10 protein-coding genes are annotated in these 14104 nt (G+C 71.5%); 5 read left to right on the forward strand and 5 right to left on the reverse strand.

Features of this window, described 5'->3' with window-relative positions:
* Positions 1 to 7: 7 nt before the first annotated feature.
* Positions 8 to 1672, reverse strand: a complete 1665-nt coding sequence (locus EDF34_RS15665; RefSeq protein ID WP_123372455.1) for a polysaccharide biosynthesis tyrosine autokinase — start codon at positions 1670 to 1672, stop codon at positions 8 to 10.
* A gap of 253 nt (positions 1673 to 1925) precedes the next feature.
* Here EDF34_RS15665 and EDF34_RS15670 point away from each other — a divergent pair, with 253 nt between their 5' ends.
* Together EDF34_RS15670 and EDF34_RS15675 are read left to right on the forward strand one after the other, a co-directional pair.
* Positions 1926 to 3131, forward strand: coding sequence for a glycosyltransferase (locus tag EDF34_RS15670; protein WP_233575423.1), 1206 nt, complete (start codon positions 1926 to 1928; stop codon positions 3129 to 3131).
* Entirely contained in the window at positions 3124 to 4632 is a 1509-nt protein-coding gene (locus EDF34_RS15675; protein WP_123372457.1) for a hypothetical protein, read from the forward strand. The genes EDF34_RS15670 and EDF34_RS15675 overlap by 8 nt, the downstream gene beginning before the upstream one ends.
* Here EDF34_RS15675 and EDF34_RS15680 read toward each other — a convergent pair.
* From EDF34_RS15680 to EDF34_RS15690, 3 genes are read right to left on the reverse strand one after another with little or no spacing between them, the layout of a single operon-like run.
* A complete protein-coding gene (locus EDF34_RS15680) occupies positions 4587 to 5726 on the reverse strand; it encodes a glycosyltransferase (protein ID WP_123372458.1) in 1140 nt (379 codons plus the stop codon). The genes EDF34_RS15675 and EDF34_RS15680 overlap by 46 nt on opposite strands.
* Positions 5726 to 6277, reverse strand: coding sequence for a DapH/DapD/GlmU-related protein (locus EDF34_RS15685; protein WP_123372459.1), 552 nt, complete (start codon positions 6275 to 6277; stop codon positions 5726 to 5728). The genes EDF34_RS15680 and EDF34_RS15685 overlap by 1 nt, the downstream gene beginning before the upstream one ends.
* Positions 6274 to 7242 (reverse strand): GDP-L-fucose synthase, encoded by a 969-nt coding sequence (locus tag EDF34_RS15690; protein WP_123372460.1) that lies wholly within the window; start codon positions 7240 to 7242, stop codon positions 6274 to 6276. The genes EDF34_RS15685 and EDF34_RS15690 overlap by 4 nt, the downstream gene beginning before the upstream one ends.
* Before the next feature lie 133 nt (positions 7243 to 7375).
* Between EDF34_RS15690 and EDF34_RS15695 the strand changes: the two genes are divergently transcribed.
* Both EDF34_RS15695 and gmd read left to right on the forward strand, forming a co-directional pair.
* Positions 7376 to 7825, forward strand: a complete 450-nt coding sequence (locus tag EDF34_RS15695) for an adenylyltransferase/cytidyltransferase family protein (protein WP_123372461.1) — start codon at positions 7376 to 7378, stop codon at positions 7823 to 7825.
* Between the two features lie 125 nt (positions 7826 to 7950).
* Entirely contained in the window at positions 7951 to 8928 is a 978-nt protein-coding gene (gene gmd / locus EDF34_RS15700) for a GDP-mannose 4,6-dehydratase (protein ID WP_123372655.1), read from the forward strand.
* A gap of 19 nt (positions 8929 to 8947) precedes the next feature.
* Here the strand turns inward: gmd and EDF34_RS15705 are convergent, their stop codons facing one another.
* Complete coding sequence (locus tag EDF34_RS15705) at positions 8948 to 10297, reverse strand: phenylacetate--CoA ligase family protein (RefSeq protein ID WP_123372462.1); 1350 nt, start codon at positions 10295 to 10297, stop codon at positions 8948 to 8950.
* 197 nt (positions 10298 to 10494) lie between these two features.
* Between EDF34_RS15705 and mfd the strand changes: the two genes are divergently transcribed.
* On the forward strand, positions 10495 to 14070 hold the full coding sequence (gene mfd / locus EDF34_RS15710; protein ID WP_123372463.1) for a transcription-repair coupling factor: 3576 nt from the start codon (positions 10495 to 10497) through the stop codon (positions 14068 to 14070).
* Positions 14071 to 14104: the final 34 nt, after the last annotated feature.

Here is a 14104-nt window from a genome sequence, read left to right on the forward strand (position 1 = left end):
GGCGGTCCTAGGACTTGCCGGGAACGGCGCGGAGCTGCGGGCGGGCGAAGTCCTCGACGTCGGCGTCGGCGTCGTCGCTCTCGTCGTCGACGCGGTCCTCCTGCGGGGCGCGACGAGGCCGGGGCGGGGCGTCGCGCTGCGTGGCCGTCGTCGGAGCCGCCACGTCCCCCTCGCCGTCGACGGCGGGCTGCGGCTCGAGGGCGTCGCCGGGGGCCTCGACGGGCGTCTCCGCCGGCTCGGTGCCGCTCTCGTCCGCGGGCGGAGCAGGGGCGCCCACGGCTGACGGCTCCTCGACGTCCGCGACCGGCGACACGGCCTCCGGCTCCGGGTCGGCCTCATAGCTGTACCCGTACCGCGATCCCGCGGAGTCGCGCACGCGGTTGGCCACCACCCCGAGCAGGGGGCTGTCTGCTGCAGCCAGCGCGGCGCGAGCCGCGGCGAGGTCGCGACGCTCCACGATGCCGACGCCAGCGACGAGGATCGCGCCCCCGCACAGGTTGCCGATGATCGCCGCGTCCGTGACCGGCAGGACCGGGGGGCAGTCGATGACGACGTACTCGAACGTGGAGCTGAGCTCGTCGAGCAACGCGCGCATCCGGGGCGACGAGAGCAGCTCGCTGGGGTTCGGGGGGCGGCGTCCGCTCAGCAGGACCTGAAGCCCATCAGGCCCGTACTGCTGGAGGACGTCGCTCACCGTGGCGCGACCGATGAGGACGGTCGTCAGCCCCACGGCACCCTCGAGCCCGAGGCTCTTGCCGAGGCTCGGGCGCCGGAGGTCGGCCTCCACCAGGCAGACGCTGTGCCCCGCGGCTGCGAGCGACGCGGCGAGGTTGGCTGCGGTGGTGCTCTTGCCCTCGCCGGGAACGGACGACGTGATGGCAAACAGGCGCCGATCGCCCCCGACCTCGAGGAAGGCGATGTTGGTCCGGATCTGGCGGTACTCCTCGGCGCGTGGCGATCCGCTGGACGAGCTCGTCGGCACGATCGCGGTCCTGGATCGCCGGTCGAGGGTGATGGTGCCGAGCAGCGGTGCCTGCGTGATCCGCTCGGCGTCGTCGGAGGTGCGGAGCTTGGAGTCCAGCGCCTCGCGCAGCGCGATCAAGCATGCGCCGATCGCCAGGCCCGCGAGGGCGCCGAGCACGATCCACATCTTGATGTTCGGCGACGACGGGACGACGGGCACGGTCGCGTCACGGATCGACTGCATCCGCACGCTCTTGTCCCCGCTCGGCAGCGAGGGCACGAGCGTGGCGATCGTCTCGGTGAGGCTCGACGAGACCCCGTTGGCGATCGAGGCGGCGAGCTGGGGGTCCGCGTCGGTGACCGAGATCGAGATGACGTTCGTGTTGAGGATGGTCGAGACACCCACATGGCGCGCCAGCTCGGCCGCCGTGGTCTCGAGGCCGAGGTCCTTGATGACGGGGTCGAGCACGATCGGCCTGCTGGCCAGCGCGCTGAACGTGCGGACCTGCTTCTGGGAGTAGTCAGACCCCTGCGCAAGGTCGTTGGCACTGTTCCCGGTATCGGTGACGACGACGAGCTCGGCGCGGGCCTGGTACTCGGGCGTCGCGAGCAGTCCGGCGAGCGCTGCGAGGAGGATCCCGATGGCGGTGAAAGCCGTGAGGCCGGCCCAGTGGGCGCGGGCCATCGCGACGTACTCGCTGAAACGCACCCCCTGCTCCTCTCGATCGCGTGGACAACTCGGGTCGATTGTCACACATCGGACATGCCCGGCCCGGGACGGGCCTGGTAGTCAATGAGACTCGAAGAACGGGCAGATATGACGTCCCGTGGGCCGATTTCACCCTGTTGGCCCGGGAGACCAGTACATAATCTCGACCTATGCCCCCCCGAGAGCTCGATCGATGACGCAGGTCTCGCCAACGGGCGCGGCTACCGCCGACCCGGCGTTGCGAGGGGCGCGGGTGACGGTCGTGGGGATCAACTACGCGCCCGAGAGCACCGGCATCGCGCCGTACACGACGGCCATGGCCCGTGCGCTGCGCGATGCAGGAGCCCTCGTGCGGGTGGTCACGGGGGTCCCGCACTACCCGCAGTGGGAGGTCACCGACCCGCGTTACCGGTCAGGTCGTCGATGGCACGAGAACGTCGACGGCATCGACGTCCTGCGGGTGGCGCACCATGTACCGCCCACGGCTGATCTCGGCGGACGCGCACGCATGGAGGCGACCTTCCTGCGCAACGCGTTGCCTGCCGTCCGCGGGTCGGGCGCCGACGCCGTGGTCGCCGTCACCCCGTCGCTGGCAGGCCTCGCTGCGGGCGTCCTCGGTAGCCGGGGCGCCCCCCTCGGGGTCGTCGTCCAGGACCTGACCGGGGCGGGTGCGGGCGAGTCTGGCACCACCGGCCGAGCCGCGGCCCGCGCGATCACGTCGGGCGAGCTGTGGGGCCTGCGCCGCGCGCGACTCGTCGGCGTCATCGCGCCGCGGTTCGGCGAGCTGCTCGTCGAGGCGGGTGTCGACGCGGACCGCGTCGTCGACGTCCCGAACTTCACCCACATCACGGCGAGCACGGCGACGCGCGACGAGGCGCGGCAGGTGCTCGGGTGGTCGACGGACGAGGTCATCGCCCTCCACACGGGGAACATGGGGATGAAGCAGGGGCTCGAGGTGCTGGTCGACGCAGGACGGCTGGCCGGCGAGGACGGCGGGTGCGTCCGGGTGGTCCTCGTCGGCGATGGCAACCAGCGTGACCGCCTGGTGCAGCTCGCACACGGGCTGGCGCGCGTCACGATCCTCGAGCCTCTCGACGACGAGCGCTACGGGCTCGCGCTGGCGGCCGCCGACGTGCTCCTGCTGAACGAGAAGCCGGGCGTCAGGGAGATGAGCCTGCCGAGCAAGCTCACGTCGTACGTGGCGACGGGGCGGCCGATCGTGGCCGCCGTGGAGCCTGGCGGGATCTCGCACGCTCTGCTCACGCAGCACGGCGCGGCCGAGCTCGTCGGCGCCGGCGACGCTGCCGGGGTGCTCGCCGCGGTGCATCGTGTGTCGTCCGACCCTGCCCGCGCAGGAGCGCTCGTAGCGGCCGGCTCGCGGATGGGTGCGGCGCTCTGGTCGGCCCCGGCGGCCGAGGCCCGGTACCGCGCTTTCGTCGCGCGGCTCCTCGATGCCTGACGCTCTCGCACGGCAGCAGGCGCCGGACGCTGCGCCCGGAGGCGCGGCCTCGGGGCGCTGGGCGATCTTCCTCGTGGTCGCGGTCGTCCTGGCCGGCGTCGTGCCGGTCATGCTCGTCGTCCAGGTGTCCGACACGGGCCGCAGCACGGCGTGGTCGCTGACGATCGCGCTCGCAGTGTGGGCGGGCATCCGGATGGCGCACCGGATCGCGCTCGGCATCCCGGCGCTCTTCGACTTCGTTTTCTGGCTGTTTGTGTACATCTTCATGGGCATCGCGCCGACGGCCCAGATCCGCGCCGACCAGCTCTCGACGACCACCCCGGGCATGGACCCTGCCCGTGACGTCCGCACCGCGACGGTCGTGTGGGCCGGGGTGATCTGCTACGAGCTCGGCCGGTGGATCGCCCGGCACACTGCCCTCCTGGGGCGGCGTGCGTCCGGCCGGGCAGTCGTCGAGCGGCGGCTCGACGTCGTCCCGGCGCGGGCCGTCGTGCTCACGGCGGTCGGCGTCCTCGCAGCCGCGTACTACGTCTCGAAGATCGGCGTCGGCACGCTCTTCATGAGTCGCTACTCGTCCTTCGCGATCCGCTCGGAGCGGCTCCCGGATCTCGCCACGCGCTCGATCATCTCCGCTGCCGGCTCGTACCCCCTGCTGATCGCGAGCGGCGTCTACCTTTCCGTCTGGCGGACGAAGGCTCTCGGGGCGTTGTCGGGCCGGTACCTGCCGCTGCTGGTGCCGTCGCTCGCGCTGCTCCTGCTGGTGACGAACCCCGTCAGCAGTGCGCGGTACGACTTCGGCACCGTCGCGTTCGCACTCGTCGTGTTCGTCGGCGCCGTCGCCACCGTCCGTCGCGCGCGCGTGACGATGGCGCTGACGATCGGGGCGTTCCTGTTCGTCTTCCCGCTCGCCGACGCGTTCCGGTCCGACACGGTGCAGCTGCAGCGCAACGGGTTCTTCGGCGAGTACCTCGCGAACCCGGACTACGACGCGTTCTGGCAGATCGGCAACGCGCTCAGCTACGTCGACGAGGGCCTCGTGCAGCCGATGCGCCAGCTCGCCGGCGTCGTGCTCTTCTGGGTGCCGCGCGGCATCTGGCCCACCAAGCCGGTCGACACAGGGATCCTGCTGGCCGACTACCGCGGGTACACCTTCGGGAACCTATCCGCGCCGTTGTGGGCCGAGCTGCTGGTCAACGGGGGCATCCTCCTCGTCATCGCGGGCTTCGTGCTCCTGGGAGTCGCCCTCGGCCGCCTCGACCGGCGCACGAGCCACGCGTTCCTCAACGGTGGTCAGCTGTGGGCGGTCGTGGGTGGTGTCTTCCCGTTCTACATGGTGATCCTGCTGCGCGGGTCGCTGCTGCAGGCGACCGGCACGCTCGTCGTCGCCATCGCGTGCACGGTCTTCGTCCGGCGGTCCACCCGCACGCACGACGAGCAGCCCCCGTCCGACGAACCTCAGGCGCGGGGCGCGCCGACCGCGTCGCGGACCGACGCACGGTAGACCTCCTCGAGCGTCGTCAGGACCGCTCGCATCGAGAGCTCGTCGGCGCAGAGCGCGCGCCCCGCGTCGCCCGCCGCGCGGGCAGCTGCAGGGTCGTCGAGGAGGCGGCCCACAGCTGCCACCAGTGCGTCGACGTCGGGTCCGACGACGACGCCAGCCCCCGCGCGCTCGACGCGGCTGGCGAGTCCGCAGGTGTCCGTGACAACGACCGGCACTCCCGCCGCCATCGCCTCGATCACCGACATCGGGAACGGCTCGTCCACGCTCGGCAGCACGGAGACCGTCGCGCGAGCGACGCGATCCTGCGTGGCGTCGAGCGGCAGCGCGCCCGTCCACCGGATCCGGCCGTCGGCGTCGTCGTCGGCCAGGAGCGCGCGGACGGCCTCGCCCTCGCCCTCGTCGGGCCCGACGAGGGTGAAAGCGGTGTCGGGATGCGCGGGCGCGAGGCGTTGGGCAGCCCGGACGAAGACGGTCGGCCGCTTGCGCTCGGCCAGCCGCGCGAGAAAGAGCACCTCGGGCGGGGAGGCCGGGACGGAGGCCGGGGGGACGTCGATCCCGTTGCTGAGCTCGACGAACGGCAGCGCCCGGCCGGCGATGCCCGTGAGGTCACGCCGCTCGCGCTCCGTCAGGTGCAGCACGTGCGACGCGTGGTGAAGCGCGGGTCGCGTCCAGAGCGCGTCGAGCGGGGCGGCCAGCGGGTGGGAGCTCGCGTCGATCATGCCGTGGGTCTGCAGGACGTACGGCGTCCCGACCCGGCGGGCCCGGCGCACGGCGGGGAGCGTGATCAGGTCCCGGGCCAGGTGCACGTGCGCCACGTCCGCACCCGGGAGCGCCCGTGCGAGCCACCTCTGCAGTGCCGGGCTCGCGAGACCGGCGAAGCCCGTCCCCGGCAGGATCCGCCGAGCGGGGAACAGTCGCACGTCGATCCCGTCGACGACGCGGGGGAGCGGCCCGTCGTACCCCGTCGCCGCGGCGGCGAGCTCGACCTCGTGGCCGGCCGCCCGCAGCGCGCGCGCCTGGTTGAGGGCGACGCGCGTGGGGCCGCCGTACGCGCCGTCAGGCGTGAACAGGGTCACGACCGAGACGATCCGCATCAGGAGGGTCGGCCGCTGCGCTCGACGGCCGCCGGGGCGAGCACCACGGCACCGGCGGGGACGTCCCGGGTGACCAGCGCCGTGGCGCCGACGACGGCGTCGGCGCCGACGCGCACCCCGCGCAGCACGGTCGCGCGCGCGGCGATCCACGCACCGTCGCCGACGGTGATCGGCGCGTTGTCGAACTCGAACGTCGGGGATCGACGGTCATGGCTGCCCGTGCACAGCAGCACGCCCTGGGAGATGCAGACGTCGGAGCCGATGGTGATCGGCTCGAGGTTGAGCAGCCAGGCTCCGTCACCGATCCACGTGTCGTTCCCGACGGTCAGCTTCCAGGGCCAGTGGATGCGCACGTTGTGCCGGATGGAGGTCCCGGTCCCGATGGTGGCGCCGAATGCCCGGAGGACCGCCACGCGCAGGGATCCGGGGCACCACCAGCGCGTGACGAGGATCCCGCTGACGAGCAGCCACGCGGCTTGCACCGCGGCGGGCCTGCCCTTGGAGTACCCCGCGCCGGTGAAGCCGGCGAGGCGTCGACGCGCGGCGTTCACGACCGCACGGCGCCCGCGTGCTCGAGGTACCACGCGTAGGTGGAGGCCAGACCGTCCCGCAGGCCGATCCCCGCCTTCCACCCGAGTGCCGAGAGCCGGTCGACGGACACGAGCTTCTGCGGCGTCCCGTCGGGCTTGCTGGTGTCCCAGGTGATCTCGCCCTCGTAACCGGCGACCTCGGCGACGGTCTCGGCCAGCTCGCGCACGGTGATGTCGGCGCCGACACCGACGTTGATCGTCTGCGGGTCGTCGTAGTGCTCCAGCAGGAAGAGCACAGCGGCGGCGAGGTCGTCGACGTGCAGGAACTCCCGGCGGGGCGTTCCGGTGCCCCAGCAGGCGACCGAGGTCGCCCCGGTGCGTCGGGCCTCGTCGAACCGGCGCATCATCGCTGGGACCACGTGCGAGCCGGTGGGCGAGAAGTTGTCGCCCGGGCCGTAGAGATTCGTGGGCATCGCTGAGATGTACGGCAGCCCGTACTGGCGGCGGAGCGCCTGGACGTGCAGGATGCCCGCGATCTTGGCGATCGCGTAGGCGTCGTTGGTCGGCTCCAGGGGGCCGGTGAGAAGCGAGTCCTCGTGGATCGGCTGGGGCGCGAGGCGCGGGTAGATGCAGGTCGAGCCAAGAAAGATCAGCCGCTCCACACCGGTGCGCGCGGCGGCGTCCAGCACGTTGACCTGGATGCGCAGGTTGTCGGACAGGAAGTCGACCGGGTAGGTCGAGTTGGCGAGGATCCCGCCTACCCGCGCTGCCGCCACGACGACGACCTCGGGGCGGTGGTGGTCGAAGAAGGCGTCGACCGAGGGGCGGTCGCGCAGGTCGAGCTCGCTCGAGCTCGCGCCGATCAGACGGTCGAACCCCCGGGCCTCGAACGCACGCCACGTGGCCGACCCGACGAGGCCCCGGTGCCCTGCGACATAGGTGCGCGCGGACGGGTCCAGCGGGAATGCAGCGGGGGTCTCAGGCATACGGCAACCCTACGGACGACGAGCGGCCGGTCGAGGTCTCGCCCGGGTGAAACTCCACCAAGCAGGGACGAAACGGGCATTTCTCGCCCTAAAGTGTCCTCAGTTCAGTCACTTGGCACACGGGGGAGTCGGCATGGCGAGTCGCGTGGGGTATGCGGGCGGCGCCTTCGACCTCTTCCACATCGGGCACCTCAACATCCTGCGCCAGGCACGCCAGCACTGCGACCACCTCGTGGCCGGTGTCGTGTCCGACGAGGTGCTGGAGATCACCAAGGGCCGTCGGCCCGTCGTGCCGCTCGCGGAGCGGATGGAGATCTTGGAGCACATCGCGATCGTCGACCAGGTGCACGCCGAAGTCGTCGTCGACAAGCTCGAGACCTGGGAGGCGGTCCGGTTCGACGTCTTCTTCAAGGGCGACGACTGGCGCGGGACGCCCAAGGGGCTCGACCTCGAGCGGCGGTTCGCGGCGGTCGGCGTCGAGGTCGTCTACTTCCCGTACACCGTCCACACGTCGAGCACGGCGCTGCGCAGGGCGCTCGCTCTGCTCGACGGCGAGACGCCCGCCGTCGAAGCGGTCGTCTAGACCCGCCCGGCGCCGCGCGACCCTCGCGCCTGTGGCAGCCGGGTGACAACACATCCGTTGAGGGCCTCACGGCCGACCCCGTGGCTAGCGTGGTCGGCACCGCTCTCGTCACCCTGGAGGAATCGATGACCCGGACCGCGCTGATCACCGGAATCACCGGTCAGGACGGCTCGTACCTCGCCGAGCTCCTGCTGGAGAAGGGGTACGTCGTCCACGGACTCATCCGACGCGCCTCGACGTTCAACACCGAGCGCATCGACCACCTGTACCAGGACCCGCACGACCCGCAGGCGCGTCTATTCCTGCACTACGGCGACCTGACGGACGGCTCGCGGCTGTCGACCCTCCTCGAGCGCATCCACCCGGACGAGGTCTACAACCTCGCGGCCCAGTCGCACGTGCGCGTGAGCTTCGACGAGCCCGAGTTCACCGGCCAGACCACGGGCATGGGCTCCACTCGGCTGCTCGAGGCGATCCGAGCGATCGACCTGCCGACGCGCTACTACCAGGCGTCGAGCTCGGAGATGTTCGGCGCGACCCCGCCACCGCAGAACGAGGAGACACCCTTCTGGCCTCGTTCGCCCTACGGCGCGGCCAAGGTCTACTCGTACTGGATGACGCGGAACTACCGCGAGGCGTACGGGATGTTCGCCGTCAACGGCATCCTGTTCAACCACGAGTCCCCGCGACGGGGCGAGACGTTCGTGACGCGCAAGATCGCGGTGGCCGCGGCCCGGATCGCAGCCGGGAAGCAGAACGAGCTCTTCCTCGGCAACCTCGACGCGGTCCGCGACTGGGGCTACGCCAAGGAATACGTCGAGGGCATGTGGCGGATGCTGCAGGCGGCTGAGCCGGCGGACTACGTGCTGGCTACCGGCGCTGCCTACACCGTGCGCGACTTCCTCGGGTTCTGCTTCGAGCACGTCGGGCTCAACTGGCAGGACCACGTGGTCTTCGACGAGCGGTACCTCCGCCCGACTGAGGTCGACGCGCTCGTCGGCGATGCATCCAAGGCGACTCGCGAGCTCGGCTGGACCGCCAAGGTCCACACGCCGGAGCTGGCCCAGATCATGACCGAGGCGGAGGTTCGAGCTCAGGCCTGAGTGTCGGCTCCGACCTCCCTCAGGCCCTGACCGGGGCGACGCTCCGGAGCTCGCTCACGATGTAGCGGGTCTTGCCGCCGTCGTGCGGGATTGAGTCGACCAGCTCCGTCGCCACGGGGACCTTGTCGCGGACCATCGATCGGACGACGTCACGGACGTGCGCCACGATCTCCTCGGCGCGGGGATCCGACCCGACCACGTAGCGCAGCGAGATGCTCGCGTCGGCGTGCTGGTAGACCTGGAACGCCCGAACGGCTTCAGGCCAGTCGTCGAAGATCGCCGTCAGCCCTTCGCCTGCGACGATCTGACCGTCGGGGAGGTGCAGCGCGTCCGACACTCGCCCACGGACGTGCTCCATGAGCGGCAGCGTCACGCCGCAGGGGCAGGGCGTGGCGATCATCGCGCTGCGGTCGCCCAGCCGGTACCGGACGAGCGGGAAGGCCCGGTTGGTCAGGTCTGTGACGACCGTGTCGCCGATCACCCCCGCGGGCAGTCGTCTCCCACCGTCGTCGACGACCTCGACCAGCCGGACGTCCCCGAACGAGTGCAGACCACGATGCGCGCCGCACTCGCCGGCGATCCACGGAACCTCGCCGCAGCGGTAGTGGTCGAAGGCCGGAGCCCCGAACACCCGCTCGATCGTCGACCGTTGTACCTCTGAGAGGGGCGCCGCCGTGACACCCACGGCGGCGACGGGCGGCAGGGCGATCCCATGTTCCTCGATGTGGCACGCCAGCTCGTAGATGCCGCCCACGTACCCCAGCACCAGCCGCGGGCGGACCCGCCTGAAGCGGCGGAAGAACGTCTCCAGCGCGGCGGAGTCCATCCGGTACGCGTCGATCTGGATGCTCCTCGAGGGCCACCACTGCAGGGTGTGGAGAATCTCACGACGGGGGCTGCGGACGTGCCGGTAGACGTGGGCCACGTCGTCGCTCGCCTCGACTCCCCACCAGCGGAGCAGACGCCACGAGATGGTGCGGACGGGGACGCGCCTGTCGTGCAGCAGCCGGACGGGCTCGCCGGTGCTGCCCCCCGTGGACGCCATCTTCGTGTCCCGTTGCGCGACGTCGCGCGCGTGGAAACGGGCCGAGCCGTCGCGCAGGTGCTCCTTCTCGACGGTGGGCAGGTGCTCGAACGCCTCGGGATCGGCAACGTCCTGGCGCGAGAGCCCGGCGGACGAGTAGTGATCCCGGTAGAAGTCGGTGGTGTCCCATGCGTAGGTTGCGAGCCGCGCTCCTCGCACTCGCTGGAGCTCGGCGAGATCCGGAGGACTGAGGCGTTCGTGAGCCAGCAGGTTCGCGTACATCCGCCCGTCCGCCGGTGAGATGGTCCGTGACTTGGCCATCAAGATGGCGTGCTTCGTGTCCATGTGGCGCCCCCGCTCCGTTGCGTGCCGCCCCCGATTGTGGGGGATATGTCGCGTTTGCGCTACACCTCTGGCTCTGCGGGCTCGTGTCGGTGACGGCTCGTAGACTCGTCACGCACCTCGGACCCGGCTGGGTTCGAGGCTTTCGTGCTGACCGGCGCTCCCTCGGCCGGCCAGGTTGTCGCCTCTCGAAGGACCCCATGGACCTCACCGGCCTCCTCCCCGCCCTCCTCGCCGACCCCGCCGCCGCGCAAGCGGTCGAGCACGTCGTCGCGCGCGGCGAGCTGGACATCGTCGGCCCGGCAGGCATCCGCCCGCCGCTGCTCGCGGCGATGGCCGCCAAGCGGCCGCTCGTCGTCACGACGGCCACCGGGCGGGACGCGGACGAGCTCGCCAACGCCCTGCGCTGCTACCTGCCGTACGACGACGTCGCGGTCCTGCCGAGCTGGGAGACGCTGCCGCACGAGCGCCTGAGCCCGCGCAGCGACACCGTCGCCAAGCGCGTCGGCGTGTTCCGGAGGCTGGCCCACCCGGGCGAGGACGGGCCGACGGGCCGCATCCGGGTGCTCGTCATGCCCGTCAGAGCTCTGCTCCAGCCCGTGGTCAGCGGGCTGGGGGAGCTCGAGCCCGTCGAGATCAACGTCGGCGACACGGTGAACCTCGACGAGGCCACGCAGCGCCTGAGCGACGCGGCGTACCAGCGGGTCGACATGGTCGAGAAGCGCGGCGAGTTCGCGGTGCGGGGCGGGATCCTCGACGTGTTCCCGCCCACGGAGGACCACCCCCTGCGCGTCGACCTGTGGGGCGAGGACGTCGAGGAGATCCGCTGGTTCTCGGTCGCCGACCAGCGCAGCCTCGAGATCGCCGACCACGGCGTGTGGGCGCCGCCGTGCCGCGAGATCCTGCTGACCGACGAGGTGCGCGCGCGGGCGAAGGCTCTGATCGAGGAGCTCCCGGGCGCGACCGACATGCTCGACAAGCTGGCCCAGGGCATCGCGGTCGAGGGCATGGAGTCCCTCGCGCCGGCCCTCGTGACCGACATGGTGCCCGTGCTGGACCTGGTGCCGGACAACGCGCTGCTGGTCCTGGCCGACCCGGAGCGCGTCCGCCGGCGCGCACACGACCTGGTCGCCACCACGCAGGAGTTCCTCGAGGCGGCGTGGACCAGTGCCGCGGCGGGGGCGCGGACGCCGCTCGACCTGTCCGCGGCGAGCTTCGCCAGCTTCGCGGAGGTCCGCGCGCTGGGCGAGGTCCGCGGCCTGGGCTGGTGGACGCTATCGGGGTTCCACATGGACGCCGAGGCGGCCGACGAGATGATCGAGGACGCCCACACGCTCGTCGTCGGCGCGCGTGACGTCGAGCGCTACCGCGGTGAGGTCGACCGCGCCGTCGCCGACGTGCGCGTGCTGCAGCAGGCCGGCTGGCGCCTGGTCCTGGCCACCGAGGGGCACGGGCCCGCACAGCGGATGACCGAGCAGCTCAAGGCCGCCGACGTGCCGGCCCGTCTGGTCTCCACCCTGCCGGAGGCCCCGGAACCAGGCGTGGTCAGCGTCATCCCCGCGCCGGTCGGTCCCGGATTCGTGGCCGAGGAGCTCCAGCTCGCGGTGTTCTCCGAGTCCGACCTCACCGGCCGGCAGGGCAGCACCACGCGGGATATGCGCAAGATGCCGAGCCGCCGGCGCAACGTCGTCGACCCGCTGCAGCTGCGCCCGGGGGACTTCGTCGTGCACGAGCAGCACGGCGTCGGCCGGTTCGTCGAGCTCGTCCAGCGCACGATCGGCACCGGGGCGAACGCCGCGACGCGCGAGTACCTGGTCATCGAGTACTCGTCCAGCAAGCGCGGCCAGCCCGGCGACCGGCTCTACGTGCCCAGCGACCAGCTCGACCAGGTCACCAAGTACGTGGGCGGCGAGGCGCCGAGCCTGAACCGGATGGGCGGCAGCGACTGGGCCAAGACCAAGGGCAAGGCGAAGAAGGCGATCAAGGAGATCGCGAGCGAGCTCATCCGGCTCTACAGCGCCCGGATGGCCACGTCGGGCCACGCCTTCAGCCCCGACACCCCCTGGCAGCGCGAGCTCGAGGACGCGTTCGCGTACGTCGAGACGCCGGACCAGGCGGCGACGATCGACGAGGTCAAGGCCGACATGGAGAAGTCGATCCCCATGGACCGGCTGGTCTGCGGCGACGTCGGCTACGGCAAGACCGAGATCGCGGTGCGAGCCGCGTTCAAGGCCGTGCAGGACGGCAAGCAGGTCGCGGTCCTGGTCCCGACGACGCTGCTCGTGCAGCAGCACCTCGACACGTTCATGGAGCGGTACTCGGCGTTCCCCGTCAACGTGAAGGCCCTGTCGCGGTTCCAGACGGCCAAGGAGTCGAAGGCGGTCGTCGACGGCCTGGCCGACGGCTCCATCGACGTGGTCATCGGCACGCACCGGCTGATCACCGGGGAGATCCGGTTCAAGGACCTGGGCCTCGTCGTGATCGACGAGGAGCAGCGGTTCGGCGTCGAGCACAAGGAGACGCTCAAGGCGCTGCGCACCAACGTCGACGTGCTCGCGATGAGCGCGACGCCCATCCCGCGCACCCTGGAGATGGCCGTGACCGGCATCCGCGAGATGTCGACGCTGGCCACCCCGCCCGAGGAGCGGCACCCCGTCCTGACGTTCGTCGGCCCGTACGACGAGAAGCAGATCACCGCCGCGATCCGGCGCGAGCTGCTGCGCGAGGGCCAGGTGTTCTTCGTCCACAACCGGGTCGAGTCCATCGAGCGGACCGCGTCGCGCCTCAACGAGCTGGTGCCCGAGGCCCGCATCGCCGTGGCCCACGGCAAGATGGGCGAGCACCAGCTCGAGCAGGTCATCGTCGACTTCTGGGAGAAGCGGTTCGACGTCCTGGTCTGCACGACGATCGTCGAGACCGGCCTGGACATCTCCAACGCCAACACCCTCATCCTCGAACGTGCGGACCTGCTCGGCCTCTCGCAGCTGCACCAGCTGCGCGGGCGCGTCGGCCGCGGCCGCGAGCGGGCGTACTCCTACTTCCTCTACCCGCCGGAGAAGCCGCTCACCGAGACGGCGCACGACCGGCTGCAGACGATCGCCGCGAACACCGACCTCGGCGCCGGCATGGCCGTGGCGATGAAGGACCTGGAGATCCGCGGCGCGGGCAACCTGCTCGGCGGCGAGCAGTCCGGGCACATCGAAGGCGTCGGCTTCGACCTCTACATCCGCATGGTGGGGGAGGCCGTGGCGAACTTCCGTGGCGACGCCCCCGAGGAGCTGCCCGACGTCACCATCGAGCTGCCCGTCGACGCGCACATCCCGCACGACTACATCGCGCACGAGCGGCTGCGCCTCGAGGCCTACCGCAAGATCGCGGCGTCGACCGATGCCGCTGCGCTCGGCGAGGTCCACGCCGAGCTCGTCGACCGGTACGGCCCGGTGCCCGACGCGGTGAAGAACCTGTTCGAGGTCGCGGAGTTCCGCCAGCACATCCGCGGCGCGGGCCTGACGGACGTCACCGCGCAGGGCAAGTTCGTGCGGTTCGCTCCCGTCGAGCTGCCCGAGTCGGCGCAGCTGCGGCTCAAGCGGCTCTACCCGGGCTCGGTGCTCAAGCCGACGGTCCGCACGATCCTCGTGCCGTTCCCGACCACGGCCCGGATCGGCGGCAAGCCGCTGCACGGCAGCGCGCTGCTGACCTGGTGCCGGACCCTGGTGGACGCGGTGATCCGGGGAGACGTGTCCGCGGCGGCCGGCGTCGGGACAGCACAGCGGTAGGCCCTACGATGGCGGCGATCGACGAGCGACGACG

It is taken from the genome of Cellulomonas sp. PhB150 (assembly GCF_003755175.1).
Taxonomy (GTDB): domain Bacteria; phylum Actinomycetota; class Actinomycetes; order Actinomycetales; family Cellulomonadaceae; genus Cellulomonas.